At 74.8% G+C, this 26,200-nt stretch carries 25 protein-coding genes; 6 read left to right on the forward strand and 19 right to left on the reverse strand.

Translation table 11 applies throughout. The features are described from left to right. On the reverse strand, nucleotides 1–818 hold an 818-nt coding region (locus tag ACFSJS_RS27485), incomplete at its 3' end, for a DUF5931 domain-containing protein (RefSeq protein WP_380905137.1). A gap of 28 nt (nucleotides 819–846) precedes the next feature. Continuing rightward, a complete protein-coding gene (locus ACFSJS_RS27490) occupies nucleotides 847–1,650 on the reverse strand; it encodes a lysophospholipid acyltransferase family protein (RefSeq protein ID WP_380905139.1) in 804 nt (267 codons plus the stop codon). 227 nt (nucleotides 1,651–1,877) lie between these two features. Here ACFSJS_RS27490 and ACFSJS_RS27495 point away from each other — a divergent pair, with 227 nt between their 5' ends. Further along, nucleotides 1,878–2,648 carry an alpha/beta hydrolase gene (locus ACFSJS_RS27495; protein WP_380905141.1) on the forward strand — a complete coding sequence of 257 codons (771 nt, stop codon included), beginning with the start codon at nucleotides 1,878–1,880 and terminating at the stop codon, nucleotides 2,646–2,648. Beyond that, on the forward strand, nucleotides 2,635–3,234 hold the full coding sequence (locus ACFSJS_RS27500) for a hypothetical protein (RefSeq protein WP_380905143.1): 600 nt from the start codon (nucleotides 2,635–2,637) through the stop codon (nucleotides 3,232–3,234). Before ACFSJS_RS27495 ends, ACFSJS_RS27500 begins: the two co-directional genes overlap by 14 nt. Nucleotides 3,235–3,285: 51 nt before the next feature. On the opposite strand, the gene ACFSJS_RS27505 is transcribed toward ACFSJS_RS27500, so the two are convergent. The 6 genes from ACFSJS_RS27505 to ACFSJS_RS27530 all read right to left on the reverse strand — a co-directional run bounded on the left by ACFSJS_RS27505 (nucleotide 3,286) and on the right by ACFSJS_RS27530 (nucleotide 8,744). Continuing rightward, complete coding sequence (locus ACFSJS_RS27505) at nucleotides 3,286–4,068, reverse strand: endonuclease/exonuclease/phosphatase family protein (protein WP_380905145.1); 783 nt, start codon at nucleotides 4,066–4,068, stop codon at nucleotides 3,286–3,288. Nucleotides 4,069–4,211: 143 nt separating this feature from the next. Further along, nucleotides 4,212–5,153: an ROK family glucokinase gene (locus ACFSJS_RS27510; protein ID WP_380905147.1), complete on the reverse strand. Its 942-nt coding sequence runs from the start codon at nucleotides 5,151–5,153 to the stop codon at nucleotides 4,212–4,214. Nucleotides 5,154–5,294: 141 nt separating this feature from the next. Continuing rightward, entirely contained in the window at nucleotides 5,295–5,873 is a 579-nt protein-coding gene (locus ACFSJS_RS27515; protein ID WP_380905149.1) for a DUF5304 family protein, read from the reverse strand. 182 nt (nucleotides 5,874–6,055) lie between these two features. Then, nucleotides 6,056–7,321 (reverse strand): ArsA family ATPase, encoded by a 1,266-nt coding sequence (locus ACFSJS_RS27520; protein WP_380905151.1) that lies wholly within the window; start codon nucleotides 7,319–7,321, stop codon nucleotides 6,056–6,058. Nucleotides 7,322–7,341: 20 nt separating this feature from the next. Next, on the reverse strand, nucleotides 7,342–7,791 hold the full coding sequence (locus ACFSJS_RS27525; protein WP_380905153.1) for an SRPBCC family protein: 450 nt from the start codon (nucleotides 7,789–7,791) through the stop codon (nucleotides 7,342–7,344). A gap of 140 nt (nucleotides 7,792–7,931) precedes the next feature. Continuing rightward, the gene (locus ACFSJS_RS27530) at nucleotides 7,932–8,744 is read right to left on the reverse strand and encodes a metallophosphoesterase family protein (RefSeq protein ID WP_380905155.1); all 813 of its coding nucleotides are present in this window, start codon (nucleotides 8,742–8,744) and stop codon (nucleotides 7,932–7,934) included. A gap of 288 nt (nucleotides 8,745–9,032) precedes the next feature. Between ACFSJS_RS27530 and ACFSJS_RS27535 the strand changes: the two genes are divergently transcribed. Further along, the gene (locus tag ACFSJS_RS27535; RefSeq protein WP_380905157.1) at nucleotides 9,033–10,826 is read left to right on the forward strand and encodes an AMP-dependent synthetase/ligase; all 1,794 of its coding nucleotides are present in this window, start codon (nucleotides 9,033–9,035) and stop codon (nucleotides 10,824–10,826) included. 51 nt (nucleotides 10,827–10,877) lie between these two features. Here ACFSJS_RS27535 and ACFSJS_RS27540 read toward each other — a convergent pair whose 3' ends face one another. Further along, a complete protein-coding gene (locus tag ACFSJS_RS27540; protein ID WP_380905159.1) occupies nucleotides 10,878–12,035 on the reverse strand; it encodes a glycosyltransferase family 4 protein in 1,158 nt (385 codons plus the stop codon). A gap of 62 nt (nucleotides 12,036–12,097) precedes the next feature. Here ACFSJS_RS27540 and ACFSJS_RS27545 point away from each other — a divergent pair, with 62 nt between their 5' ends. Next, on the forward strand, nucleotides 12,098–13,402 hold the full coding sequence (locus ACFSJS_RS27545; RefSeq protein ID WP_380905161.1) for a glycosyltransferase 87 family protein: 1,305 nt from the start codon (nucleotides 12,098–12,100) through the stop codon (nucleotides 13,400–13,402). Between the two features lie 12 nt (nucleotides 13,403–13,414). On the opposite strand, the gene ACFSJS_RS27550 is transcribed toward ACFSJS_RS27545, so the two are convergent. The 5 genes from ACFSJS_RS27550 to ACFSJS_RS27570 form a co-directional block, all read right to left on the reverse strand. Then, nucleotides 13,415–14,707 carry a hypothetical protein gene (locus ACFSJS_RS27550; RefSeq protein WP_380905163.1) on the reverse strand — a complete coding sequence of 431 codons (1,293 nt, stop codon included), beginning with the start codon at nucleotides 14,705–14,707 and terminating at the stop codon, nucleotides 13,415–13,417. A gap of 46 nt (nucleotides 14,708–14,753) precedes the next feature. Then, nucleotides 14,754–15,821 (reverse strand): C40 family peptidase, encoded by a 1,068-nt coding sequence (locus ACFSJS_RS27555; protein WP_380905165.1) that lies wholly within the window; start codon nucleotides 15,819–15,821, stop codon nucleotides 14,754–14,756. A 283-nt stretch (nucleotides 15,822–16,104) separates the two neighbouring features. Next, nucleotides 16,105–17,133: a C40 family peptidase gene (locus ACFSJS_RS27560; protein ID WP_380905167.1), complete on the reverse strand. Its 1,029-nt coding sequence runs from the start codon at nucleotides 17,131–17,133 to the stop codon at nucleotides 16,105–16,107. A 370-nt stretch (nucleotides 17,134–17,503) separates the two neighbouring features. Then, complete coding sequence (locus ACFSJS_RS27565) at nucleotides 17,504–18,850, reverse strand: NYN domain-containing protein (RefSeq protein WP_380905182.1); 1,347 nt, start codon at nucleotides 18,848–18,850, stop codon at nucleotides 17,504–17,506. Between the two features lie 22 nt (nucleotides 18,851–18,872). After that, complete coding sequence (locus tag ACFSJS_RS27570) at nucleotides 18,873–19,112, reverse strand: hypothetical protein (RefSeq protein ID WP_380905169.1); 240 nt, start codon at nucleotides 19,110–19,112, stop codon at nucleotides 18,873–18,875. 441 nt (nucleotides 19,113–19,553) lie between these two features. Here ACFSJS_RS27570 and ACFSJS_RS27575 point away from each other — a divergent pair, with 441 nt between their 5' ends. Continuing rightward, nucleotides 19,554–19,835 (forward strand): Lrp/AsnC family transcriptional regulator, encoded by a 282-nt coding sequence (locus ACFSJS_RS27575; RefSeq protein ID WP_330139450.1) that lies wholly within the window; start codon nucleotides 19,554–19,556, stop codon nucleotides 19,833–19,835. Nucleotides 19,836–20,024: 189 nt separating this feature from the next. On the opposite strand, the gene trpD is transcribed toward ACFSJS_RS27575, so the two are convergent. The 5 genes from trpD to ctaE all read right to left on the reverse strand — a co-directional run bounded on the left by trpD (nucleotide 20,025) and on the right by ctaE (nucleotide 25,492). After that, nucleotides 20,025–21,092 (reverse strand): anthranilate phosphoribosyltransferase, encoded by a 1,068-nt coding sequence (trpD, locus tag ACFSJS_RS27580; RefSeq protein WP_380905171.1) that lies wholly within the window; start codon nucleotides 21,090–21,092, stop codon nucleotides 20,025–20,027. Between the two features lie 228 nt (nucleotides 21,093–21,320). Further along, nucleotides 21,321–22,958 carry a cytochrome bc1 complex cytochrome b subunit gene (gene qcrB / locus ACFSJS_RS27585; RefSeq protein WP_380905173.1) on the reverse strand — a complete coding sequence of 546 codons (1,638 nt, stop codon included), beginning with the start codon at nucleotides 22,956–22,958 and terminating at the stop codon, nucleotides 21,321–21,323. Continuing rightward, entirely contained in the window at nucleotides 22,955–24,022 is a 1,068-nt protein-coding gene (gene qcrA, locus ACFSJS_RS27590) for a cytochrome bc1 complex Rieske iron-sulfur subunit (protein ID WP_380905175.1), read from the reverse strand. The genes qcrB and qcrA overlap by 4 nt, the downstream gene beginning before the upstream one ends. Beyond that, nucleotides 24,019–24,828, reverse strand: a complete 810-nt coding sequence (gene qcrC, locus ACFSJS_RS27595; protein WP_380905177.1) for a cytochrome bc1 complex diheme cytochrome c subunit — start codon at nucleotides 24,826–24,828, stop codon at nucleotides 24,019–24,021. Before qcrC ends, qcrA begins: the two co-directional genes overlap by 4 nt. Nucleotides 24,829–24,883: 55 nt before the next feature. Beyond that, complete coding sequence (gene ctaE / locus ACFSJS_RS27600) at nucleotides 24,884–25,492, reverse strand: aa3-type cytochrome oxidase subunit III (RefSeq protein WP_380905179.1); 609 nt, start codon at nucleotides 25,490–25,492, stop codon at nucleotides 24,884–24,886. Between the two features lie 223 nt (nucleotides 25,493–25,715). Between ctaE and ACFSJS_RS27605 the strand changes: the two genes are divergently transcribed. Next, nucleotides 25,716–26,117, forward strand: coding sequence for a hypothetical protein (locus ACFSJS_RS27605; RefSeq protein ID WP_380905180.1), 402 nt, complete (start codon nucleotides 25,716–25,718; stop codon nucleotides 26,115–26,117). The last annotated feature ends 83 nt before the right edge of the window (nucleotides 26,118–26,200 follow it).

Consider the following 26,200-nt stretch of genomic DNA (forward strand, 5'->3'; position numbering starts at 1 on the left):
CCTCCGCGCCGCAGCGGCGGCCGCCCGGCCGCCGCTGCGGCGCGGAGGGCGGGCGCGGCAGCGGCGGCGGGGGGCGCCGCGGCGGGGGCGGTGTCGGCCTCGGGCACCACCCCGCTGGAGACCAGCGTGCGCAGCGCCGCCTCCTGCTCGCCGGCCATCCGCCCCAGCTCGGCCGCCTCGCCGCCGATGGCGGCCCCCCGGCGCTGCACCATGGCCAGCACCTGCAGGACGCTGTCGTGGATGTCCCGGGCCAGGCGCTCGCGCTCCCGGGTGGCGGCCTCGATCCGCAGGGCGCGGGCGAGGGTGCGCTCACTGGCCCGGGCGACCTCCACTACGTAGCCGATGGCGATGCTGGCGATGCACACCAGCAGCACGTCGTGCAGGCTGTCCCGCTCGAAGCCGCCGACCTCGACCACGTTGGCGGCGCCCACCAGAGCCGAGGCGCCGGCCGCCCAGCGCCACCCCTTCTTGATCGCGAAGCCGAGGACGGCGCCGGCCGTCCAGATGGTGGGCAGGGTGGGGCCGCCCGCCTCGATGCGCGCCGGGGTGTCCACCAGGGGGGTGATCAGGATGCCGGCGACGGCGATGGACAGGTCCGCGGCCAGGAAGGGCAGGGTGCAGCGTTCGGCGGAGGAGACCCGCCGGACGGTGGCGAGGGTCCACCCGGCCAGGACGGCCAGGTAGGCGCCGGCCCCGAGCGGGTGGGCGTACTCGCCGTACGCGACGGCGTACAGCGCCAGCGCGTACCCCATGGTGAGCACCCGGTAGGCCGTCAGCGCGCTCCACAGCGGCTGCTCGACCGACATCCCCGCGGCCATCGCGCCTCCCCCGATCCCCCGCCGGCTCCTACGCCGCTTCGTCCGTCCCGCCGTCCCCGCCGCCGGGAGCGCCGTCCCGGTCGGTGTCCTTCGCCGCGGCCTTCCGCGCCTTCTGCGCCTGGGCCCGCTCGGCCTTCTCCGCCTTCTCCCGCTCCGCGATCATCCGCTTGGCCGCCGTCGCGTACATGTCGACGTACTCCTGGCCGGAGAGCTTCATGATCTCGTACATGACCTCGTCGGTGATCGAGCGCAGGACGAAGCGGTCGCCGTCCATGCCCTGGTAGCGGCTGAAGTCCAGCGGCCTGCCGATCCGGATGCCGGGGCGCATCAGCTTCGGGAGGACCTTCCCCGGCGGCTGGATCTTCTCGGTGTCGATCATCGCGACGGGGATGACCGGCGCTCCGGTGGCCAGCGCCACCCGTGCCAGGCCGCCCGGCTTGCCGCGGTAGAGGCGGCCGTCCGGGGAGCGGGTGCCCTCGGGGTAGATGCCGAACAGCTCACCGCGCTCCAGCACCTGGATGCCGCTCCTGATCGCCGCCTCGCCCGCGCCGCGCGCACCCGAGCGGTCCACCGGGAGCTGGCCGACCCCCTTGAAGAACGCCGCCGTCAGCCTGCCCTTGAGGCCCGGGGTGGTGAAGTACTCGGCCTTGGCGATGAAGGTGACCTTGCGGTCGAGGACCGCCGGCAGGAAGAAGGAGTCGGAGAACGACAGGTGGTTGCTCGCCAGGATGGCCGGCCCCTCGGCCGGGATGTTCTCCAGCCCCTCCACCCAGGGACGGAACGCGAGCTTGAGCCCGTTCCCGAGGGAGAGCTTCATGACGCCGTACAACAACCGAGGAACCTCCTGTATCCGACGGGGAAGACCTTATCTCGCCGCCGCCCGGGGCCTTCCGCCGTTCCGGTACCCGCGCGGGTCGCCGGGCCTACCCGGTCACGCGGCGTGCGCGTAGGGTGTCAGCACCCCCGCCCGTCGCTCCGCGGCCCCGTTCCGCGCGGCGCGCGGGGCGCCCGGCCGCCCGCCGGACCGTCCGAGCCCGTCCCCCCGAACGGAGACCAACGGTGCCCCTGCTCCCCGGTGCCGAACCGATGCGCCGCGACGGCGGCGAGGTCGGCGTCCTGCTGTGCCACGGTTTCACCGGCTGCCCCCAGTCGCTGCGCCCCTGGGCCGAGTACCTGGCCGAGCGGGGCCTGACCGTCTCCCTGCCGCTGCTGCCGGGCCACGGCACGCGCTGGCAGGACCTGGCCGTCACCGGCTGGGAGGACTGGTACGCCGCCGTCGACCTGGAGCTGCGCCGCCTGCGCGAGCACTGCGGGCAGGTCTTCGTGGGCGGCCTGTCGATGGGCGGGGCGCTCGCGCTGCGGCTGGCGGCCCGGCACGGCGACGCGGTCGCGGGCGCCGTGGTGGTCAACCCGGCCGTGACGATGCCCCGGATCCAGGGCTTCGTACTGCCGGTCCTGCGCCACCTGGTGCCCTCGGTCCCGGGCGTCGCCGGCGACATCGCCAGGGAGGGGGTGACGGAGGTGGGCTACGACCGGGTGCCGCTGCACGCCGCCCACTCCCTGTGGCGCCTGCTGCGGGAGGTGCGCGCCGACCTGCCCCGGGTCACCCGGCCGCTGATGGTCCTGCACAGCAGGGTGGACCACGTGGTGTCGCCCTCGGACTCGGCGCTGGTGCTGAGCCGGGTCTCCTCGCGCGACGTCACCGAGACGGTTCTCGAACGCAGCCTGCACGTGGCCACACTGGACCACGACGCGGAGCGGATCTTCGCGGACTCGTACGGATTCATCACCCGCCTCACAGCGAGGAAGACGGCACGTGACGGAGCGTGAGCACGACCGCGGCGAAGGCCCCGAGCCCCTGGACGAGGAGGCCGCCTGGGCGCAGATCGTGGCGGCCTACGGCGAGGAGCCGCCGGAGCCCCCGGGCTCCGGCGGCGGTCCGGCCACCGGCCCGGGGCCGGACCGCGGCACGGACGGGGACGAGGACTGGGACGGGGACGGGGGGACCGGCCGGAGCGGCGACCGGGAAGACGGCGGGGCGCCGGAGGGCGGCCGTCCCGGGGGCGAGGCCGCGGTGCGCAGCTTCACCGTCCTCCCCGCGGGCTCCGGGCCGCGCGACTGGAGCCCGGCGGAGCCGTCCGGCGACGGCGCCGACGAGGAGGACGAGGGCCACTTCGTCCCCCCGGAGCCCCCTCCGCTGCCCCGGGGGGACACCACCAGCCGGTTCGCCTGGGCGGCGGCCCTGGGCGGGCCGCTGCTGCTGGTGCTCACCGTCCTGTTCCAGCAGGACGTGACGTGGTGGATCGCCACCTTGGGCATCGGCGGCTTCCTGGGCGGCTTCGCGACCCTGGTGACGCGGATGCGCGACGACGATGACGACGACTTCGACGACCCGGGGCGGGGCGCGGTCGTCTGACCCGCGGCCCGGCGGGGGGCGCGGTGGCCGGCCGGATCCGGGGGGCGCCCCTCAGGGAGCGCCCCCGGGGCCGGCGGCGGGCACGCGCAGGGCGGCCAGGACGGGCAGGTGGTCCGTGGCCGCCCGCAGGTCCGCCTCGGTCACGCCCGGGAGCCCGGCGGGCACCCCGCAGCCCAGCACCTCCACCGCCCCGGTGGCCAGCACCGCGTCGATGCGCTTGCGCGGCCCGCGCGCGGGGGAGGTGTTCTCGCCGCCCCAGGGGCTGGTGGCCCAGCCGTCCTGGAGTTCGGCGGCGAGCCGGCGGAAGGCCCGGCCGTCGGGCTCGTCGTTGAGGTCCCCGGCCACCACCGCCGCGTCCTCGCCCGTTCCCGCCAGCCGCTCCAGGACCATCCCCGCCTGCTCGTGGCGCTCCCACTCGGCGAGGCTGAGGTGGCAGCTGACCACCGCCAGCCGGGCGGCCGGCCCGAAGCGGAGCACGGCCGTCGCCAGCCCGCGGCGGTGCAGGCCGGGGGTGCGCGGCAGCAGGACGTCCTCGGTGCGCTCGACGTGGGCGCGCAGCGAGGACAGGATCATCGGCCCGGTGGCCGTCGCCCCGCCCGTGACGTGGACCAGGTCGGTCGCCCGGGCGAGCCGGGCGGCGTACTTGCGCCAGCGGAAGAAGCGCGGCGCCTCCTGGACGCAGACGACGTCGGGGGCGCAGGCCCGGATGACCCGGACCAGCGCCCCCACGTCGTCGCGCAGGGAGCGGATGTTGTAGCTGAGCAGCCGGACCACGGCCGAGCCGTCGGGCTCGGTGCGGGACGCGGGCAGGTCCTCGAGCGGATCGGTCGTCATGGGGCGGTCGTCCTCCGTCGGTCCGGTGGTGTTCCGGTGACCGGTGGTGTGCCGGGCGGTGTTCCCGCCGTCTCCCGTGGACCGTTCCCCGCGGACCCCGTGCTCACCCGCGTCTTCGCCCGCCGCGCGCCGGCCGCCGGCCGTCAGCCCTGGCGCGCCAGGTCGGCCGCGCCCACCAGCCCGGCCCGGCCGCCGAGCCGGGCGGCGAGCACCTGGGCGTGCGGCCGCCACTGGCTGCCCACCAGCCAGCGGCGGAAGGACTTGCGGATGGGCTCCAGGACGAGGTCGCCCTCGTCCGAGACGCCGCCGCCGACGATGAAGGCGGACGGGTCGAAGAGGGAGGCCAGGTCGGCCAGTCCGGCGCCCGCCCAGCGGGCCAGCTCCCGGAAGGAGTCGACCGCCACCGGGCAGCCCTGGCGGGCGGCCTGGCTGATGTGCCGGCCCTCGATCGACTCGGGGGTGCCGTCGCCCAGGGAGAGCAGGATCCCGGCGTTCTCCGGGGTGGCGGCGGCGCGCTGCCGGGCGTAGCGGACCAGGGCGCGGCCGGAGGCGTACTGCTCCCAGCAGCCCTGGCTGCCGCAGCCGCACAGCAGGCCGTCGGGGACGACTCTGATGTGGCCGAACTCCGCCGCCACGCCGAAGCGTCCGCGGTGCAGCCTCCCGCCGATGATGATGCCGCCGCCCAGCCCGGTGCCCAGGGTGATGCACACGACGTCGTCGTGGCCCTTGCCCGCGCCGAAGCGGTACTCGCCCCAGGCGGCGGCGTTGGCGTCGTTCTCGACGACGACCGGGAGGCCGACGCGCTGCTCGACCTTGTCCTTGAGCGCCTCGTTCCGCCAGTTGATGTTGGGGGCGAAGAGCACGGTGGCCCGCTTGTCGTCGACGTAGCCGGCCGCGCCGATGCCGACCGCCTCGACCCCGTGCCCGGTGCTGACCTCGCGGACCGCCTCGGCGATGGCGTCGATGACGCCGTCGGCCGTGGGCGGGGTGGGCACCGTGCTGGTTTCGAGGATCGCGCCCTCCTCGTCGACCACGCCGGCCGCGATCTTGGTACCGCCGATGTCGACGCCGATGGTGAGTCCCATGTGTCCCTCAGTTACTCGGTCGATCCCCGCTGCGCCCAACGGTACCGGAGGGCGGAGGCTTGAACGGACGGACTGGGAAACCGAACCCGGCCCCTACAAGAACTGAACGGGTTCCGAACGCGGGCGGAAGCGTGCGGAGTCTCAGTCGAGCTCGATCCGCTGGGAGCCGGAGGAGCCGTCCTCCCGGCGGTCGGCGCCGGTTCCGTCCTGTTCCGTCCCGCCGTGTCCCCCGGAATCGTCCCGCTCGCCGTCCGCGGCCCGCGGCGCTCCGCCGGACCCGCCGGGGTCCCCGCCGCCCCGGGCGGGCGGGGTCTGCCCGGCCTCCGGGACGTCCCGGTCCGCCCCGCCGCGGGTCCAGCGGCCCTCCTGGCCGGTGACCGCGGCCCGGTAGGCGGCCAGGAGTTCGCCGCCGGCGGCGGCCAGGTGCTCGAAGACCTTGGGGTTCCGCTCCACGACGGGCTCCACCGCGGCCCTGGCCTGCTCGGCCAGTTGCCGCACGGCGCCCGCGGCGGCCGGTCCGGCCAGCGGCGCGCCGAGCTCGGCGAGCTTGCCGGTGACCGCCTCGGCCAGCTTGCGCAGCTCCTCGGCGGCGCTGCCGGGCGGGGTGCCGTACCGCTCGCGGCGGCGCTCCCGCTCGGCGGCGAGGTCCTCCTCGCAGGCGGCGGCCCAGGCGTCGGGGTCGGGGTCGGGGTCGGAGTGACGCTCGCTGGCATCGCTCATGGCGGGCTCCTGAGGCGGTGGACTGCGGACGGGGACCACGGCGGACCGCGGCGGGCGGCGACCGGACGGGCACTGCCGTACCGGGTCTCCCCACTCCCGACGTTACCCGAGCGCCCCGGTGCCGCCGGGCGGCACGGGCGGACGGGCGGTGAAGCGGCGCGCCCCGCCGCGCCGGGTGCGGGTCAGCCGCGCACGGGCCACAGGCCGGGCTCGGGCTCGAAGCGCACCGACAGCTCGCCGTCGGCCAGCCGGGCACCGGTGACGGTGCAGCGGCGCAGGGCCGGAGGCAGCGGCAGCGCCCGCCGGAACGGCCCGGCGGTGACGACCACCTCCTCGCCGCGCCGCACCAGCGCCAGGGAGTCCCGGGAGGCGCCGGGCAGCGGGAGGCGCCACAGCAGGACGCCGTCCGCGGCCAGCCGGTCCTCCACCGTCCACGGCGCGCCCGCCCCGGTGCCGCCGGCCCTCGCCCCGACCTCCTCCGGCCCACCGGGGAGCAGCCCGGCCAGCTTCTCCAGGTCGCCGGGGCCCTCCGGCTCCCGGCCCAGGTGCGGCAGCCCGTGCACGGGCACGGCCGCGGCCCCCTCCCGGCACTCCGCGGCGATCGCCTCGGCCGCCTCCCGCTGCCGGGCCGCCAGGTCCGCCAGCCAGGGGTCGGCGGAGGAGGCGGGCAGCAGGCGGTTGACGACCACGGCGTCCACCGCCAGACCGTGCAGCGCCAGTCCGGCACGGGCCTCGCGCAGCGCGCGGGCGGCCGCGCGCCCGGGGTCGGCCACCAGGCGCACCGAGGTCCCCGGCGACTCGATCACCGCCTGCACCGCGGCGAGTTCGCGGTCCAGCCGTCCGGCGCCCTCGTACAGGGAGCGGGCCGGCATCGGCACCCCGGCGAGCTGGGCCAGCACCGGCCGCAGCGCGCGGGCGGCCTGGCGCTCCGGCGGCAGCAGCCGGCGCAGCCACCGCCGCACCAGCTCGGGCAGGGCCAGCGTCCGCACGGCCTGCTCGGCCGGCGGCATGTCGACCACCAGCAGGTCGTACGCCGCCCCGCCGGTCCCGGCCGGGGCGTGCGCGGCGCGCAGCGCGCCCAGCAGGGCCAGGGCGTCCGCGCCGGGCGGCTCGGCCAGTTCGTCGTCGTCCAGGGGGTCGGCGCCCAGCAGGTCGAGGGCGGAGCGGGCGCGTTCCTGGAGGGCCACGGCCCGGGCCCGGAAGGCGGCGCCGGAGTCGGTCCGGGCCAGCCACAGGCCGGGGGCCGCCTCGCGGGGCCGGGCGCCTCCGTCCTCCGGCGCCCCGCCGCCCGGTCCGCGGCCGCCGTCGAACAGCGCCTCCAGGGCACCGGGGGGCCCGGCGCCGAGCAGCAGGGTGCGGTGCCCGCGGCGGGCGGCCGCCAGCGCGGTGGCGGCGGCGACGGTGGTGCGGCCGCTGCCGCCGCCACCGGTGACCAGGAGCGTGCGCATCCGCGGCGCGCCGGGGGCGCTCAGGAGCGTGCGCCGCTCTCGACGCGCTTCTTCAGCCCGTCCAGAGCGCGGTCGATGATCACCTTCTCGGCCTTGCGCTTGATCATGCCGAGCATGGGGATCTTCACGTCCACGGTGAGCTGGTAGGTCACCTCGGTGCGGCCGCCGTCCCCGAGCGCCCTGAGGCTGTAGACGCCGTCCAGGGTGCGCAGCATCTGCGACCTCACCAGCGACCAGCGGACCTCGCCGTCGCCGGCCCACTCGTAGGCGAGGGTGTGCTCGTCCCTGATGGCCCCGGCGTCCAGCAGCAGCCTGACCCGCTCGGCGCGCCCCCGGTCGTCGCGGGAGAGCACCTCGGCCTCCTTGACCTCGCCGGTCCACTCCGGGTAGCGCTCGAAGTCCGCGATCACCCTCATCACCTCGGCGGGCTCCGCCTCGACGATGATGCTCGACCTGGTGTGCTCGGCCATCCCTGTGGCTCCTCCGCTCGCCGCTGCCGCGCCCGGCTCGTGCTCTCCGGCCCGCGGTGGTCCGTGCCCGTGCCCCGCTGCCTGCCGTCTGCGGGAAGGCTACCGCGCCCGGGACCCCGCCCCGTGCGCTCCCCGCCCCCTCACCACTCCAGCACCCAGGGCCTGCCGGTGGCCTTGAAGTGGCCCACGTTCACGCACTCGGTCCGGCCGATCCGCATCCGCCCGACCAGCGGCTGGTGCACGTGGCCGAAGAGGGCGTAGCGGGGGCGCACCGCCCGGACCGCCTCCAGCAGCGCCTCGCTGCCCCGCTCGAAGCGGCGGGCGACGGTGTCGTAGCACAGCTCGGGCACCAGGGGCGGGATGTGGGAGCACAGGACGTCGACCTCGCCGAGGGCCGCGACCTTCGCCGCGTAGGTCTCCTCGTCCACCTCGTAGGGGGTGCGCATCGGGCTGGGCAGTCCGCCGCCGACGAAGCCGAAGCGCCACCCGCCGATCTCCGCGGTCCCCCCGTCCAGGACGGTGGTGCCCCCGGCGGCGTACTCGGGCCACAGCCGGGGGACGTCCACGTTGCCGTAGGTGGCGTAGGTGGGGGTGGGGAAGGCGGCGAACAGCTCGGCGTACTGGCGGCGCACGGCCTCCTCCAGGAGGGCCGCGCGCCGGCCGCCCCCGGCTCCGTCCTCACCGTCCGCCCCGTCCTCGCCGCCTTCGCCGTCCCCGGCCCACAGCCCGGCCATGAGGGCGCGGGCCTCCTCGTGGCGGCGGGCGGTGCGCAGCGCCACGTAGCGGCTCGCGTTCCCGGCGCCGAACAGGTCGGGGAGGATGCCGCGGGTGTGGTCCGCGTAGTCGACGAACAGCAGGAGGTCGCCCAGGCAGACCAGCGCGTCCGCGCCGTCCCCCGCCGCGGCCAGGTCCCGGCTGTTGCCGTGCACGTCGCTCACCACGTGGACTCGCATGGCGACCACCCTACGGCCCGCGTCCCGCTCCCCCGCGGCGGGCGTTCCCGGCGCCCCGGGCGCGGCCGCCGGTTCGGTGGGCCCGCGGAGCGTGGACTACCCTGCACGGAGACAGACCCGTGGTGTGTGACGCACCGAACAGATCGGCGCCACCCCCTACCCCGAGTCCCGTACCGGTGGGTAACGTCCGTGGCCGTCCGACCCCCGAGACTCCCCCGTCTCGTGGCCAGAGCCGACGGAGGCCGTTCCCCAGCGGTTCCGTGGCGGTGCCGATGAGGAGCATCTGTTTTGCGCGAGTTCAGTCTTCCGGCCCTGTACGAGGTGCCCGCGGACGGAAACCTGACCGACCTCGTCCGTCGCAACGCCGTGCAGCACCCGGACGTTCCCGTCATCGCCCGCAAGGACTCCGGCGGTTCCTGGCGGGACCTGACCGCCCGGGAGTTCCTGGCGGAGGTGCGGGCCGCGGCCAAGGGACTGATCGCGGCGGGCATCCGCCCCGGTGACCGGATCGGCCTGATGTCGCGGACCCGCTACGAGTGGACGCTGCTGGACTTCGCGGTCTGGAGCGCCGGCGCGGTGACCGTGCCGGTCTACGAGACCAGCTCCCCCGAGCAGGTCCAGTGGATCCTGGACGACTCCGGCGCGGTGGGCTGCATCGTGGAGACCGGCGCCCACGCGGCCGCCGTGGAGTCCGTGCGCGACCGGGTGCCGTCCCTGGAGCACCTGTGGGTCCTCGACGACGGCGCGGTGCAGAAGCTGGCCGACGCCGGCGCGCAGGTCGCCGACGCGGTCCTGGACGAGCACAGCTCCGCCGCGAACGCCGACGCCCCGGCCACCATCGTCTACACCTCCGGCACCACCGGCCGCCCCAAGGGCTGCGTGCTGTCCCACCGCGCGTTCTTCGCGGACTGCGGCAACGTGGTGGAGCGCCTGAGGCCCCTCTTCGTGCCCGGCCAGGGGTCGGTGCTGCTCTTCCTGCCGATCGCCCACGTCTTCGGCCGCATGGTGCAGCTCGCGGCCGTCATGGCGCCGATCCGCCTGGGGCTGAGCCCCGACATCAAGCACCTCACCGACGACCTGGCCGGCTTCCGCCCGACGCTGATCCTGGGCGTGCCGCGGGTCTTCGAGAAGGTCTACAACGCGGCGCGCGCCAAGGCGCAGTCCGAGGGCAAGGGGAAGGTCTTCGACCGGGCCGCCGAGACCGCGATCGCCTACAGCCGCGCCCTGGACGCCCCCTCGGGCCCGTCACTGGGCCTGCGGCTGCGGCACAGGCTCTTCGACAAGCTGGTCTACGGCAAGCTGCGCGCGGTGCTGGGCGGCCGGGCCACCCACGCCATCTCCGGCGGCGCCCCGCTGGGCGAGCGGCTGGGCCACTTCTACCGCGGCATCGGCTTCACCGTGCTGGAGGGCTACGGCCTCACCGAGTCCTGCGCGCCGACCGCCTTCAACCCCTACGACCGGCCGAAGATCGGCACGGTCGGGCAGCCGCTGCCGGGCTCGGCGGTGCGGATCGCCGACGACGGCGAGGTGCTGCTGCGCGGCGAACACCTGTTCAGCGGCTACTGGAACAACGAGGCCGCCACCGCCGAGGCGATGGCGGACGGCTGGTTCCGCACCGGCGACATCGGCACCCTCGACGAGGACGGCTACCTCACTATCACCGGCCGCAAGAAGGAGATCCTGGTGACGGCGGGCGGCAAGAACGTCGCACCGGCCGTCATCGAGGACCGCATCCGGGCCCACGCCCTGGTCGCCGAGTGCATGGTGGTCGGCGACGGCCGCCCCTTCGTCGGCGCGCTGATCACCCTGGACGAGGAGTTCCTGCCGCGCTGGGCGGAGGAGCACGGCAAGGCGGGCCTGCCGCGGGAGGCGCTGCTGGCCGACCCCGAGCTGCTGGCCGCCGTCCAGCGGGCGGTCGACGACGGCAACGCGGCGGTCTCCCGGGCGGAGTCGGTCCGCAGGTTCCGGATCCTGCCGCACCAGTTCACCGAGGAGTCGGGCCACCTGACGCCCTCCCTCAAGCTCAAGCGCGCCGTCGTCGCCAGGGACTTCGCGCAGGAGATCGAGGCGCTGTACGCCTAGCGCGTACGCCCCGGGCGGGCACCGCGCACCCGCGCGCGGCGCCCGCCCCGGTCACAGCAGGGCCCGGAGCCGTTCGGCCAGCAGGTCCCAGCGCCAGCGCTCCTCGACCCACTGCCGGCCGCGCTCGCCCATCCGGCGGCGCAGCCCGGGATCCTTCAGCAGGGCGGCGATCCGCTCGGCGGTCTCCCGTTCCGCGGCGCCGCCCGGAGCCCCGCCGCGCACCACCCAGCCCGTCTCCCCCTCCAGCACCGCGTCGGGCGCGCCGCCGGAGTCGCCCGCGACGACCGGCAGTCCGGTGGCCGACGCCTCCAGGTAGACGATGCCGAGCCCCTCGACGTCCAGCCCGCCCCGGCGGGTCCGGCAGGGCATGGCGAAGACGTCGCCGGCCCCGTGGTGGGCGGGCAGCTCCTCCCAGGGCACCGCCCCGGTGAAGCGCACCGAGCCGGCGACCCCGGTCTCCTCCGCGAGCCTGCGCAGCGCCGGCCCGTACGGCCCGTCGCCGACGACCAGCAGCACCGCGTCGGGGACCTCGGCGAGGACCGCCGGCATGGCGCGGATGAGGGTGTCCTGGCCCTTGCGCGGCACCAGCCGGGAGACGCACACCACGACCGGCCGGTCGGCCAGCCCCAGCCGGGCGCGGACGGCGTTGCCGCCGGAGCCGGGGTGGAAGGTCTTCTCGTCGACGCCGGGCGGCAGGTGGACCATCCGGGCCGCCGCCTCGCCGGTGAGCGCGCCCGCGATCCGGGACCGGGTGTACTCGCCGAGGTAGGTGAGGGTGTCGGTGCCCTCGCCGATGCGGCGCAGCAATTGCCGGGCGGCGGGCAGCCGGGCCCAGCCGGCCTCGTGGCCGTGGGTGGTCGCCACCAGCCGCTCCGCGCCCGCGCGACGCAGCGCGGGCGCCATCAGGCCCAGGGGGGCCGCGGCCCCGAACCACACCGACGTGCAGCCGTGTTCGCGCAGCAGCCGCACCGCCCGGCGCGTCACGCGCGGGGAGGGCAGCAGCATGGTGGCGCGGTCCCGGACGACGGTGAAGGGCTGCTCGGCGTCGAAGCGGGCGGTGGCCTCGATGCCCTCCCGGCTCCTCTTCCAGGTCGAGGCGTAGACGACGACCCGCTCGGGGTCCAGCCGCAGCGCCATGCTGTGCAGGAACGCCTGGATGCCGCCGGGACGCGGCGGGAAGTCGTTGGTGACGATCAGGGTCTTGTCCATCGCCGCCGACAGTACAACGGTGCTCCCGGGGGGCCGCGGGCCGCACCCGGTACGGTCGGTGCATGCGTCTTCCCGTCGCGGCCTGGGCCGCCACCCGGACCGTACTGCTGCTGTGCGTGTTCAAGGTGATCACCGTGCCCGGACCGGACGTCACCAGCGACGTGTCGGTGATCTACCGCGGCTGGTACGAGGTGCTGCGCACGGGCGCCTTCCCGCAGGGCGACGTCACCTGGCAGTACCCGCCCGCCGCCGCGCTGGCGGTCCTCTCCCCCGCCCTGCTGCCGTTCCTGGAGTACGCGGCGGCCTTCTACGTGCTGGCCTGCGCGGCCGACGCGGCCGCCTTCGCCCTGCTGCTGCGCGCCTCCCGCCGCGCGCCCGGCGGTGCTCGGCGGCGGTACGCGGGGGCGTGGGTGTGGGTGGCCGGGGTGCCGCTGCTGGGCCCGACCGTCTACGCCCGCTACGACCTGATGGTCACCGCCGTCGCGGTCGCCGCGCTGCTGGCCCTGGCCCGCAGGCCGCGGACGGCCGGGGCGCTGGTGGCCCTCGGCGCGCTGCTGAAGGTGTGGCCCGCGCTGCTGCTGGTCGGCACCCCGCGCGGGCGCGCCACCAAGGCGGTGTGGGGCACCGCGCTGGCCGCGGCCCTGCTGCTGACCGCCGCGTTCGCCGCCGCCATGCCCGGCGCCCTGGAGTTCCTCACCCACCAGCGGGACCGGGGCACCGAGGTGGAGTCGGTGGGCGCCCTGGTCTTCCACGTGGCGCGGCACTTCGGCTGGGAGGGGCAGGTGCTGCTCAACTACGGCTCGGTGGAGTTCCTGGGCCCCCACGTGGAGACGGTGAGCACCGCGGCGCTGGTGTGCTCGGCCGCGGCCTTCGGCTGGCTGCTGCGGTGGCGGCTGCGGGCGGTGGAGTGGACGGCGAGCACGGCGGCGGACGCCGCGTTCGCCGCCGTGCTGCTGTTCACCGTCACCAGCCGCGTGATCAGCCCGCAGTACATGGTCTGGCTGGTGGGTCTGGCGGCGGTGTGCGTGGTGCTGCGCACCGGCCGCCAGGGGACGCCCGCGCTGCTGGTGGTCGCGGCGACGGGGGTGACGCTGCTGGAGTTCCCGCTGTACTTCGGGAACGTGGTGGCGAGCGACGCGCTGGGCATCACGCTGCTGGTGGTGCGCAACGGGCTGCTGCTGGCCGCCGCCGCGCTGGCCTGCGCCCGGCTGTGGCGGACGACGGTGACCGAGCCGCTGCTCCGCACCGGTGGCGGACACGGCGGCGACGGCGGCGCGGAGGCCGGCGAGGGGCGCCGCAGCACCGCGGGGGGAGCCGGCGGCGAGGCCGCCGGGACGGTTCCGCCCGGCCGGCTGCCGGTCCGCTGAGGACGGCCGGCCTCACCCCTCGCCCGTGCCGGTCCCCCGGTCCCGCGCCAACTCCCGTCGCAGGTAGGCCCGCCAGTGCCCGGTGAGCTCGGCCACGCCGACGCCGAGCACCTCGCGGACCGCCGGTTCCGCCGCCTGCCGCGGTCCGCCGCCTTCCCCGCCACCGGCCCGGCCGGCCGCCAGGTAGAGCTCCACCAGCCTCTCCTCGCCCCAGCGCTCCGCCACCATCCGGCACAGCAGCCAGCTCCCCTCGTACGCCAGGGCGAGCCGGTCGGCGTCCCCGGCGAAGTCGAAGTCCCCGTCCTCCGGCAGCCGCCGGGGCACCTCGTCCCCGCGCACGGCGGCGGCCAGCGCGGGGGCGACCAGGGCGGGCCGCCGCCCGGTGCCCCGGTAGCCGACCCAGTCGGCGAATCCCTCCGAGAGCCACATCGGGGTGGAGCCGGTGGTGTGCGCGCGGGTGGCGACGTGGGTCACCTCGTGGGTCATGACGATCTGCCGGCCCTCCTCCCCCAGGAGCCAGTACGTGCCGGGGTTGACCACGACCCGCTCGGCGGGCGTCCGCCCCCCGCCGCCCGCCTCACCGGTGGTGACGGCGGCGACGCCCCGGTAGGAGGAGGGTTCGCCGCCCAGCAGCCCGGCCATGCCCTCCAGCGAGGCGGGCGCCAGGACGAGCACCCGGCGCGGCCAGTCCCGCGGCCAGACGGCGTCGACGGCGGGCACCGCGCGGTCGGCGGCCGAGGCCAGGGCGCGCAGGTCCGCCTCCGGGCGCCCCGATCCCAGCACCAGGCTCCGCGCGCCGCGCACGACGGTCAGCTCGCCCTGCTCCCACGGCTGTTCGGCGCTGCGGCGCCCCCGGGGCTCCCCGTCGCCGTCGCCGGAGACGTACCAGCGGCCCTTCCGCTCGGTGAGCGTCAGGTACTCCACGTCCCGCACCGGCACGGAGTCGTATCCGCCGACGCGGTAGCGCAGTTCGGCCCGCACCGCGAGCCGGCGCGGTGCCCCGGCCGGGAGCGGGAAGGCGTCGTCGCCGGTGGCGGTGACGCGGTAGGACCAGTGGTCCAGCGGCAGCCGGGCCAGGTTGCGGAACACCCCGCGCTGACCGGCCCGGTACTCCCGCGCACGGGGGTCGACGGTCGCCAGGTACGCCCCCGCGTCGCCGTCCCGGACGGCCGCGGCCTGGCGGTCCAGCACCGCCTGGGCGGCCGCCCGTTCGGCGCCGCCGCCCCCCGGTCCCGTGCAGGCGGCCGGGAACACCAGCAGGGCGGCCGCCAGTGCCGCCGCCGCGCTCCGCCGCCGCCGTCCCACACCGCCGATCGTACGGGGGCCGGGGGCGGGGCCCGGGCGGCAGGGCTCAGGGACGGACCACGGCGGCCACCGGCATCATCCCGGCCGGGTCGTACCTGACCCGCGCCCCCGGGTGCGGGGCGTGGACCACCTGGCCGCCGCCGACGTACATCCCCACGTGGCCGGCGTCCGGCCCGTAGACCACCAGGTCGCCGGGGAGGGCCTCCTCGAACGGCACCCGGCGACCGGCGTGCAGCTGCCCCTGCGAGGTGCGCGGCAGGGAGACGCCCGCCTGCGCGTACGCCCAGGAGGTCAGGCCCGAGCAGTCGAACGCGTGCGGTCCGGCCTGGCCCCAGGCGTACGGCGCGCCGACCGCCCGCCGCGCGGCCGCCACCGCCGCGGAGGCGCGCGGCGAGGAGCCGGCGGCCTCCGGCACGGCGGGGCGCCCGGTGCCGCGGGCGGCGCGCTCACGGGCGGCGCGCTCCTGGGGCGGAAGGCTGTTGAGGAGCCGCCGCGCGGCGCCGAGCTTGCGCTGCACGGCCGCGCGGTGCCGGCCCAGGGTCTCGCGCTGGCGCCTCAGTTCGGCCAGCTTCCCGCCGGCCCGGGCGCGCTGCTGCTCCAGGGAGCGCACGGTGTGCCGGTAGGCCTGGAGCCGGGCGGCCTGGCGGCTGCCGATCCGGTCCAGGGCGGAGGCCCTGGCGAGGTACTCGTCGGGGTCGTCGGACAGGAGCAGCGCGAGGGAGGGGACCACCGCGCCGCCGCGGTACTGGGCGGCGGCCAGGGCCCCCAGGTCGTCCCTCATCCGGTTGGCCCTGGCCTGGTCGCGCGCGGCGGCGTTCTGGGCCCGCTCCACCTGGCCGCGCAGCTCCTCCACCCGCTCGGCGGCGGCGTTGTACTCCTCGGTGGCCTGCTCCGCCTCGGTGTAGAGCCGGTCCACCCGGGCGTTCAGCGCGGCCGCGGTGCCCTCGCCGTCGGGGTCGGCCCCGGCCGGGGCGGCGGTCAGGACCGCGGCGGCACCGGCCGCGGCGGACAGCGCGGTGACCCGGGCGCCCAGGCCGAACGCCCCGGCGCGCGGGGCGCGCCGGGGGGAGCCGTGCCGTCGGGGGGCGTGTCGGGGGGACCGGTGCGAGACCACGGTGGAGCCGTTCTCCCTTCCTCTGGGGACGTCCGGGGACGCCGCGGGTGCGGGAGCACGGGTGCGCGGCGGCCGCCGGGGCGGTGGCCGCCGAGAGTATCCGCACGGGCACACCGGGTTCACGGACCGTTTCTGCTCCCCGGCGGCGCGCCGGACCCCCGCCCCGCCCGCTCCGGGCGCAGGTCACACGGCGGTGGCGGGCGGGGGAACGGCGACGGCCTCCCCCGCCCGGATTCACCCGGACGGAGGAGGCCGCGACCTGGTCTGGTGAGGCGGGCGCCCGTCAGACGCGCACGCCGAACATGAACGGCATGTTGTTGATGGACTCGTAGCGCACGTTGGCACCCGTCCTGGGGGCGTGCAGCACCTGCCCGTTGCCGGCGTAGAAGCCGACGTGGTGCAGGTCGCTGTAGAAGATGACCAGGTCGCCCGGGGCGAGCTGGCTCTGGGAGTAGATCCGGGTACCGGCGTTGGCCTGGGCCTGCGAGGTGCGCGGCAGGGAGACGCCGGCCTGCGCGTACGCCCAGGAGGTCAGGCCCGAGCAGTCGAAGGAGTTGGGACCGGTGGCGCCCCAGACGTAGGGCGTGCCGATCTTGGACTGGGCGGCCCGGAGGGCGGCGGAGGCCCGCTGGCTGGCGGAGGCCGAACTGCCCAGGTCCACGCGGGCGGCGGAGTCGCGGCTGGCGCGGGTCTCCTCGGCCGCCATCTGGCGGCGCTCCTGCGCGGTCAGGGAGTTGAGGAGCCGCTGCGCCTCGGCGAGCTTGCCCTGGACCTCCTTCTTCTTCTTGTCCAGCTCCTTGCGGGTGGCCTCCAGGTCCTTCAGCTTGCCGGAGGCCTCGTCGCGCTGCTGCGAGAGGGTCCGCTGCTTGGACTGGATCTTCTTCAGGGCCGAACTCTGCTTGCTGCCGAGCTGGTCGAGCGCCGAAGCCTTCTCCAGGTAACTGTCGGGGTCGGCGGAGAGGAACAGCTGCAGGGAGGGGTCCATGCCGCCGCCGCGGTACTGGGCGGTGGCCATCGAACCGAGACCGTCGCGCAGGTCGTTGAGCTCGTCCTGGCTGCGGGCGACGCTGTCCTGCAGGTTGCTGATCTGCTTCTCCAGCTTCTCCTGCTTCTCCTTGGCCCCGTTGTACTTCTCGGTGGCGGCCTCGGCCTCCTCGTAGAGCTTGTCGACCTTGGCCTTGACTTCCTTCTTGGTGGGCTTCGGGTCGGCGTGGGCCGCCTGGGAGGTGAGCGCGACCGCCGCTGCTGCGGTCGCGGTGAGCACGGTCACCCGGGTGCGGTTCGGCTGCTTGGGTCGACGGTGGGACGCCACTGGGGCGAGCTCCTTCTTCCTCAGCCGCCTGCCAGGGGTGGCTGGGGCCACCCGGCTCCGCGATGAGCGCCGCGGATTCGGCGGTACCCCCGCTGCCACCCCGGTTGGGTGATCAACCGCGCGGAGGTTCGGGCCAGACACTAGCCATGCGCCGTGGTCGCTTCAAATCCTCATAGGAAAAATCTCGCCGTACGGCCACATCCTTTACCATCACCCCACTCCCGGCGACCGGGTGCTGACGCTGCGTTCCCGGCCGGCGGACATTCCGGACCACCCCGCGCGGTGGTGACGGAGCGTCGGAAGCGGCCGGATCGTACCCCCGGCGTGCCCCCGCCACACCTCCGCCTCCCACGGGCCGGCCGGACGGGGCTCAGGTGCGGCCGAGCCGGCGCAGCAGCAGCACCGACGACACCGGGCGGGCCCCGGCCGCGGCCACCCCGTCGGCCACCTCCCGGTCCGCCGAGACCACCACCACCGGGCGGCCGGGCGGCTCGGCGCGCACCAGCCTGCGGATCAGCTCGTCGGCGGTCTGCCCCTGCTTGCTGAACAGCACCCGCACCCCCCTGGGAGGCGCCAGCAGCACCGGCACCGCCAGGTCCGCGCCGTCGAAGACGCAGGTCACCTCGGCGCCGGACTGGGCGGCCAGCCCCGCCAGCCCGCCCAGCAGCCGCAGCCGCTGCTTCTCCAGCGGCAGCGAGGGGTAGCCGGTCTTGGTGACGTTGTAGCCGTCCACCACCAGGTGCGCCTGAGGCAGCGCCAGCAACTGGTCGAGCAGCGCCGGGTCGTCCTCGGACAGGGCGCGCCGCGCGATGTCCCGGGGCGTCATGCGGCCCGGCTCCACCGCCTCCACGGTCTCCGCCGGGCGGTGGGTGACGGGCGGCAGGGCCAGCTCGCGCCGCAGCCCCTGGGCCGCGTCCAGCACGGTGTCCAGCAGCAGGCGCAGCCGCATGTCCTCCACGCTGCGGCCCTCGCGCACCGCGCGGCGGCTCGCCTCCAGGGCCGACTCCGCCTCCGCCAGCCGCGCCCGCAGGCGCCGCGCCTCGTTCTCGGCGGCCGCCTTCTCCGCGGCGGCCGCCGAGCGCACCTCCTCCAGCTCGGCGCGCGCCTTGCGCACCGCCGCCTCGCCGCGCTTGACGTCGCTCTGCGCGCTGCGCAGCTTTCGGTGCAGGGAGTCGGCCTCCTTGCGGGCGGCCTCCAGCTCCGCGCGGAGCCGCTCGCCGTCGGCGCGCGCGGCGGCCCTGGCCTTCGCCAGCTCCTCGCGGAGCCGGGCCGTCTCCCGCTGGGCCTCCTCGCCCGCGCGCTCCGCCTGGGCCCGCTGGGCCTCCTCCCCCGCCGCGGCGACGAGCTTGGTCCAGCCCTGGGGACGCAGCACGTAGGCGACCGACGCCACGTCCACCGGGTCGGCCGCGGCCGGGAAGGTGCCCTCCTCCACCGCCTCGGTCAGCTCCGGCAGCGCCTCGCGCAGCCGCTCGGCGACGCGCTGCCGGAAGACCGGATCCCCCTCCAGCGCGGCGGCCATCGCGTTGCCCGCGAACCGGACCCGCCGCTGGGGGGTGAAACGGGCGTACTGCCGCAGCGGAGCGGGGAGTTCGGCGATGCCGAACCCGCCGAGCGCGTCCCCCGTCAGCGCCACCACCCGGCGGCGCACCTTCTCCGGCAGGGGGCGGTCCAGCGCCTCGTCGTCGGCGGGCTCGCGCTCACCGCCCGTCCGTTCCACCACGGTTCACACCCGCCCGTCGTCACACCTGCGCGCTGGGACGGTCCACCAGCTCGACCTGGTCCACCGCGTTGCACCAGCGGCAGCGCACCGACTCGATCGTCTCACTGAGCACCTCGCGCTCCTCGACCTTCGGCTCCCCGGCCAAGTCCAGATGGACGTACTCCACCACCTTGCTGGAGCGCGTCACGTCGAAGCGGGTGAGGTTGCCGCACATGGTGCAGCGCCAGCGCGTTCCTTCGTTCGGCTGGGGAACCGGCATCGTGTCGTCCTCTCCTCGGTCTTCCCTGCGCCGGCGTCCTCGGCGCCGCCGACCCGGGCGTTCCTGCTGTCGTGCGTGGTCGTCCTCTGCTTCCGCTGTCCTCGCCGCGTCCAGCGCCCCGGATGTTCCGGGTGCCCCCGTATGATCCGGTTATCTCCGCGCCGCAGGGCCGGGCCGTCACATGACCTGGGGTATCCACGCAACCCTACGGCCTGGGGACGGCAGGGTGTGCCGCGGCGTGCGGCCCGTATCCGAGCCGACATCATCCGTGCCGCGGGGCCCCGCAGGCCCCCGCGCACAGCGGGCCGGCGGCGGCACCGGGCTACAGTGAGCGGGCCGGATCCGGCGGCCAGGGGAACCGGAGCCTCCCGGGTGGCGCCGCCAGCGGCGGATCCGCCGCGGCCCGCCCCCGCCAGACGCCCCCCCGACGAAGGGAAGACCGTGATCACCTCGATCGTGCTCATCAAGACCAGCACCGACCGCATCCCGGAGATCGCCGAGCAGATCGCCGCGCTGGAGGGGGTCAGCGAGGTCTACTCGGTGACCGGTGCCCACGACCTGATCGCCATGGTGCGGGTGGCCCGGCACGACGATCTCGCCGAGGTCATCCCGGGCCGCATCAGCAAGGTCCCCGGGGTGGAGGCCACCGAGACCCACATCGCCTTCCGGACCTACTCCCAGCACGACCTGGAGGCGGCCTTCGCCATCGGGCTCGACTCCTAGGGCTCCCGGGCCGGACCGGGACCGGCGCGACGGCCGTCCGCGGGACGCGGCGGACCCCGGCACCGCAGGCATGGTGCCGGGGTCCGCCGTGTCCCGTGCCGCTGCGGGCCGTACGGCGGCCCGGAGCGCTCCGCGGCCGTACGGCGGCGGAGCGGACCAGCCCGGCCCGGAAAGGCCGGAACCGCGCGTTCAGGCGTTGCTGGCGGCCACCCAGCGCTCCAGGGCCGCCTTGGCGGCGCCGGAGTCGAGGGACTCCGCGGCCCGCGCCATGCCCGCCGCGATGCGTTCGGTCAGCGGGGCGTCGCAGGAGGGCTCCAGCGCGACCAGCGCGGCGGCGGAGTTCAGCAGCACCGCGTCCCGCACGGGACCGCGCTCGCCGTCCAGCAGCCGGCGCGCCACGTCCGCGTTGTGGGCCGGGTCCCCGCCGCGCAGCGCCTCCAGCGGCACCGGCTCGATGCCGACCTCCCGCGGGTCGAAGACCTCCCGGCGCACCTGGCCGTCCCGCACCGACCACACCGTCGAGGTGCCCGTCACGGTCAGCTCGTCCAGGCCGTCATCGCCCCGGAAGACCAGCGCGGAGGTGCCGCGCTCGGCGAGCACGCCCGCCATGATCGGCGCCATCCGGGCGTCGGCGACCCCGGTGGCCTGGGCGCCCACCCGGGCGGGGTTGGTCAGGGGGCCGAGGAAGTTGAAGGTGGTCGCGATGCCCAGCTCCTTCCGGGCGGCGGCCACGTGGCGCAGGGCGGGGTGGAACCTCACCGCGAAGCAGAAGCTGATCCCCGCCTCGACCGCGACCTCGGCGACCCGCTCGGGGGTGAGGTCCAGGTTGACGCCCAGCTTCTCCAGCACGTCCGAGGAGCCGGAGGCGCTGGAGGCGGCGCGGTTGCCGTGCTTGACGACCCGCGCGCCCGTGCCGGCCACCACGATGGAGGACATCGTGGAGATGTTGACCGTCCTGGCCCGGTCGCCGCCGGTGCCGACGATGTCGACCGAGGGACCGGGCACCTCGATGACGTTGGCGTGCTCGTACATCGCGCGGACCAGGCCGGTCACCTCGTCGACCGTCTCGCCCTTGGCGCGCAGCGCCACCGCGAAACCGGCGATCTGGGCGTCGGTCGCCTCGCCGCGCATGATGCGGTCCATCGCCCAGGCGGTGCTGTCGGCGGACAGGTCCTCACCGGCCAGCAGCGCGCTCAGCACGTCCGGCCAGGTGCGGGCCGCCACGGTGTCGCCTCCGGCGGGGGTAGCAGCACTCATGGGATCACTCCTGGCGTGTTCGGATACGGGGGCCGGATCTCCGCGGCGGCCCGCCGTCAGCCTAGCGGGCGCACCGCCCCGGCCACGGCCTGCGCCCGCACTCCGGACGCGCGGGCCGGCGGGCCCGCGCGGAGGGCCCCGGGCGCCGCGCCGGCCCCCCGACACGCCGGGGCCCCGGCCCTCCCTGGGGAGGACCGGGGCCCGTGTGTGGCGACGTCGGGTGTTCCGTCAGTGGTGGCCGTGGCCGCTGGTGAGCTCCTTGTACTCCTCCACCGTCGGCTTGGGGACCTGGTTGCCCTCGCCGTAGTAGCCGTGGCTGAGCTTGACGCGGAGCTTCTGGAGGGGGCCGACCTTGCGGACCACGCCGTTCTCGTCCTTCTCCGGGCCGATCTCCAGCGGCTTGTGCTGCTCGTGCGCGGTGAGCGTGTGCAGCCGCTCCTGCGAGAGGGGCTCGTGCACCTCGACGAACTCACCGTGCGGCAGCCGCTTGATGATCCCGCTCTCGCGGCCGTGGAGCACCTTCTCGCGGTCGCGCCGCTGCAGGCCCATGCAGATCCGCTTGGTGACGATGAAGGTGATCACCGGCCCCAGGAAGAACAGGATGCGCACCGACCAGGTGATGGCGTTGATCGACAGGTGGAAGTGCGTGGCCCACAGGTCGTTCCCGCCGCCCACCAGGCAGATGAAGTACAGGGCGATCCAGGCCGCGCCGAACGCGGTGCGCGTCGGGGCGTTGCGCGGGCGGTCCAGGATGTGGTGCTCGCGCTTGTCGCCGGTGACCCAGGCCTCGATGAACGGGTACAGGGCGATGGCCGCCAGGATCAGCGGGAAGATCATCAGCGGGATCAGCACGCCCAGGGCGAGCGTGTAGCCGCCCGGCAGCACGATCTCCCAGCCCGGCATGGCGCGGACCAGGCCCTCGGAGAAGCCCATGTACCAGTCGGGCTGCGCGTTGGTGGACACCTGGTCCGGCCGGTAGGGGCCCAGCACCCAGATCGGGTTGATGGTGACCGTCGCGGCGATGACCGCGATGATGCCGAAGACCAGGAAGAAGAAGCCTCCGGCCTTGGCCATGTAGACCGGCAGCAGCGGCATGCCGACGACGTTCTTCTCGGTCCGGCCGGGACCGGCGAACTGGGTGTGCTTGTGGTAGAAGACCAGGATCAGGTGGGCCACCACGAGCCCCAGCATGATGCCGGGCAGCAGCAGGACGTGGATCACGAAGAACCGCGGGATGATCTCCGTCCCCGGGAACTCGCCGCCGAACAGGAACATGGCGATGTAGCTGCCCACCACCGGGATGGAGAGGACCGCGCCCTCCATGAACCGCAGGCCGGTGCCCGAGAGCAGGTCGTCCGGCAGGGAGTAGCCGGTGAAGCCGGTGAACATGCCCAGCACCAGCAGCAGGAAGCCGAACAGCCAGTTGATCTCGCGCGGCTTGCGGAACGCGCCGGTGAAGAAGACGCGCATCATGTGCACGAACATGCCGACCAGGAACACCAGCGCGGCCCAGTGGTGGATCTGCCGCATGAGCAGACCGCCGCGGACGTCGAAGCTGATGTCCAGCGTCGAGGCGTACGCCTCCGACATGTGCACGCCGTGCATCGGCACGTAGGAGCCGTGGTAGGTCACCTCGGCCATGCTCGGGTGGAAGAACAGCGTCAGGTAGACGCCGGTCAGGATGACGATGATGAAGCTGTAGAGGCAGACCTCTCCGAGCATGAAGGACCAGTGGTCCGGAAAGATCTTGCGCATGTTGGCCTTGGCCAGGGTGTAGATGCCCAGGCGGCCGTCGGCCCAGTCAGCGACCCGCTCGCCGGCGGGCGCCTTGCCCCGGCGCTTCGGGGCGTCGCTTGCAGTACTCATCCGCGCTCCCAGAAGCTCGGGCCGACGGGCTCCTTGAAGTCGTCCTGCGCTTCGAGGAAGCCGTCGTCGTTGACACCGATCTTCAGCTGCGGCAGGGGGTGGCCGGCCGGGCCGAAGATCACACGTGCCCCGTCGGCCAGGTCGAAGGTCGACTGGTGGCACGGGCACAGCACGTGGTGGGTCTGCTGTTCGTACAGGGTAACCGGGCAGCCGACGTGGGTGCAGATCCTGGAGAAGGCCACGATGCCCTCGTGGGACCAGTCCAGTTCCCGCTTGTCCTTGATGTCCTTCGGCTCCAGCCGGATGACCATGACGGCAGCCTTGGCGATCTCCTTCTGGAAGTCGTGGCTGCCCTCCTCCAGCCCCTCGGGCTGGACCATGACCAGGGAGCCGACCGGGACGTCCTCCGGACGCAGCGGCTCGCCGGTGTTCTGGTTGACCAGCAGCTTGCCCTTGCTCCACGCCGTGTGGCGCAGCTTGTCCTCGGGCAGGGGGCCGAGGTCGCGCAGCAGCACCACACCGGAGAGCGGCACCACGGCCAGCGCGCCGAACATGGTGTTGCGGATCAGCTTGCGACGGCCGATCTGCGACTCCTTGGCGCCCTGGTGGAAGTCGGCGAGGACCTTCTCCTTGGTCTCGGTGTCCGCCTCGACCGGGTGGCGCTCGCCGATCAGCTCGTGGTCCGACATCAGCGTGCGGGCCCAGTGGACCGCGCCGGCGCCGATGCAGAACAGGGCGATGCCCAGCGACATGCCCAGGGTGAAGTTCAGGGCACTGATCTCACCGAGCGGCCAGACGTGGATGTACTGGTCGACCGGGAAGATCACGTACGAGGCGATGAAGCCGAGGGTGGCCAGCATCGAGACGGTGAACAGCAGGGCGACCGTGCGCTCGGAGCGCTTGGCGGCCCGGTCGTCGATGTCCTGGATGCGCGGCTCGTGGGGCGGCAGGCCCGGGTCGGCGAAGGGGTTCTCGTCCCTGGCCGCGACCTTGCCGTGCCCGGAGCGCTGCTCCGGCAGGTTCTCGTCTGGCACGTCTTCGTGGGATCCGGTGTGGCTACTCATGACTTCCTGGCCTTGGCGGTACGTGCCGCGACCCACACGGCGACGCCGATCAGAAGCGCGAGGACGATCGTCCACGCGAACATGCCCTCGGCAACGGGACCGAAGCCGCCCAGCTTGAAGCCGCCGGGAGACTCGGAGTTCTCGCCGTTGACCTCGTTGATGTAGGCGATGATCTCCTTCTTCTCCTTCTCCGGCAGCACGGTGTCGGGGAAGACGGGCATGTTCTGCGGGCCGTGGAGCATGGCCTCGTAGATGTGCTTGTCGGAGACGCCGCCGAGGTCGGGAGCGTACTTGCCGTGGGTGAGGGCACCGCCCTCACCGGTGAAGTTGTGGCACTGCGCGCAGTTGGTGCGGAACAGTTCGCCGCCGGCGGCGACGTCGGCGCCCGCCGGGTCGTACTGCTCCTCGGTCGGGATGCTGGGACCGGGGCCGAGCGAGGCGACGTAGGCCGCGAGCTGGTCGATCTGCGCCTGAGTGTAGACCTGCGGCTTCTTGGGCGCCTGGGCGCCCGGGGACTGGGCCGGCATGCGGCCGGTGCCCACCTGGAAGTCCACGGCGGCGGCGCCCACACCCACCAGGCTGGGACCGTCGGTGGTGCCCTGGCCGCCGGTGCCGTGGCAACTGGAGCAGCCGGTGGCGTAGAGCTTCTTGCCCTCCTCGATGGCAAGGGACTGGGCCGAGGTGTCGGCCTTCGCCTCGTCCGCGGGAGCGAACGCGGCGTACAGCCCCCCGGTTGCCGCCAGCGCGAAGAGTAGGACGACGAGCGCCGCCAGCGGATGGCGCCGTCGTGCGGAGAGCTTTTTCACGGATTACCCCGGTGTCAGGATCTTCTGCGTCGATGCTTCTGTCTGGACTACCGGATCACTTGATCAGGTAGATGGTGGCGAAGAGGCCGATCCAGACCACATCGACGAAGTGCCAGTAATAGGACACCACGATGGCCGCAGTGGCCTGGTGGTGCGTGAACCGCCGTGCCATGTACGTCCGGCCGAGGACGAACAGGAACGCGATCAGACCGCCCGTAACGTGGAGGCCGTGGAAGCCGGTGGTCAGGTAGAACGCCGACCCGTACGGCCCGGAGGAAATCGAGACCCCCTCGTGGACCAGCTCCGTGTACTCGAAGACCTGGCCGCCGATGAAGATCGCCCCCATGACGAAGGTGATCACGAACCACAGGCGGAGCCTCTTCACGTCGCCCCGCTCGGCCGCGAAGACGCCGAGCTGGCAGGTGAGGGAGGAGAGCACCAGGATCGTGGTGTTCGTCAGCGCGAACGGGAGGTTCAGGATGTCGGCCTGCTCCCCCCAGTACTCGGCTCCCGTCACCGATCGCAGGGTGAAGTACATCGCGAAGAGGGCCGCGAAGAACATCAGCTCGGAACTCAGCCAGATGATGGTTCCGACGCTGGTGAGATTCGGCCGGTTGACCGACGGGTGCGCGTGCCCGGTATCTACTGCTGTTGCTGTCGCCACGCCGACATTATGTCGGTCGCTTATCCCGCCCTCACCCCGGGGGGTCCCGTTCGGTGTGTCAGCGGCCCGTGTCCAGCTCAGACGGCCCATCCGCGGGACCGTGCGGATCCCTGACGGGCGGGGGCGGGAGGGAGTAGCATCCGCCAACGACGGCTTGTTACGGCAGACCCGGACCCATGGCCCCGCCGCGTGGACCCTGGGCCTTCGAGGACATGGAGGAACCATGCAGCCGACCGCCACGGTGCTGGTCTACAGCGACGACGCCAACACCCGCGAGCAGGTGCGGCTGGCCGCCGGACGCCGGCCGGCCGCCGACGTGCCGCCGGTGGAGTACCTCGAGTGCGCCACGCTCCCCGCGGTCCTCGGCGCGCTGGAGCAGGGCGGGATCGACGTCTGCGTGCTGGACGGCGAGGCGGTGCCCGCCGGCGGCATGGGGGTGTGCCGCCAGATCAAGGACGAGGTCTTCGACTGCCCGCCGGTCCTGCTGCTGATCGGCCGCCCGCAGGACGCCTGGCTGGCGACCTGGAGCCGCGCGGAGGCCGCGGTCCCGCACCCGGTCGACCCGGTGCTCCTGGCCGACGCCCTGGCCGGGCTGCTGCGCGGGGCGCAGCGCACGGCCGCCTGAGGCGGGCGCGGCGACGGCACGGGCACGGTCCGGGAGGCGGCGGACGGCCGCCGCGAGCACCGAGGGGTGCTCGCGGCGGCCGT

Origin of the sequence: Streptomyces desertarenae (assembly GCF_042681365.1) — a bacterium.
GTDB lineage: Bacteria > Actinomycetota > Actinomycetes > Streptomycetales > Streptomycetaceae > Streptomyces > Streptomyces desertarenae.

Bases quoted from the DNA above. Each gene is read 5' to 3' on its own strand.
- ACFSJS_RS27525 (WP_380905153.1), bottom strand. From the start codon at position 7,791: ATGGCCGAGCACACCAGGTCGAGCATCATCGTCGAGGCGGAGCCCGCC.
- ACFSJS_RS27530 (WP_380905155.1), bottom strand. From the start codon at position 8,744: ATGCGAGTCCACGTGGTGAGCGACGTGCACGGCAACAGCCGGGACCTG.
- ACFSJS_RS27570 (WP_380905169.1), bottom strand. From the start codon at position 19,112: ATGCCGGTTCCCCAGCCGAACGAAGGAACGCGCTGGCGCTGCACCATG.
- ACFSJS_RS27605 (WP_380905180.1), top strand. From the start codon at position 25,716: ATGCAGCCGACCGCCACGGTGCTGGTCTACAGCGACGACGCCAACACC.
- ACFSJS_RS27515 (WP_380905149.1), bottom strand. From the start codon at position 5,873: ATGAGCGATGCCAGCGAGCGTCACTCCGACCCCGACCCCGACCCCGAC.
- qcrA (WP_380905175.1), bottom strand. From the start codon at position 24,022: ATGAGTAGCCACACCGGATCCCACGAAGACGTGCCAGACGAGAACCTG.
- qcrB (WP_380905173.1), bottom strand. From the start codon at position 22,958: ATGAGTACTGCAAGCGACGCCCCGAAGCGCCGGGGCAAGGCGCCCGCC.
- ACFSJS_RS27510 (WP_380905147.1), bottom strand. From the start codon at position 5,153: ATGGGACTCACCATCGGCGTCGACATCGGCGGTACCAAGATCGCGGCC.
- ACFSJS_RS27520 (WP_380905151.1), bottom strand. From the start codon at position 7,321: ATGCGCACGCTCCTGGTCACCGGTGGCGGCGGCAGCGGCCGCACCACC.
- ACFSJS_RS27545 (WP_380905161.1), top strand. From the start codon at position 12,098: ATGCGTCTTCCCGTCGCGGCCTGGGCCGCCACCCGGACCGTACTGCTG.
- ACFSJS_RS27540 (WP_380905159.1), bottom strand. From the start codon at position 12,035: ATGGACAAGACCCTGATCGTCACCAACGACTTCCCGCCGCGTCCCGGC.
- trpD (WP_380905171.1), bottom strand. From the start codon at position 21,092: ATGAGTGCTGCTACCCCCGCCGGAGGCGACACCGTGGCGGCCCGCACC.
- ACFSJS_RS27505 (WP_380905145.1), bottom strand. From the start codon at position 4,068: ATGACGACCGATCCGCTCGAGGACCTGCCCGCGTCCCGCACCGAGCCC.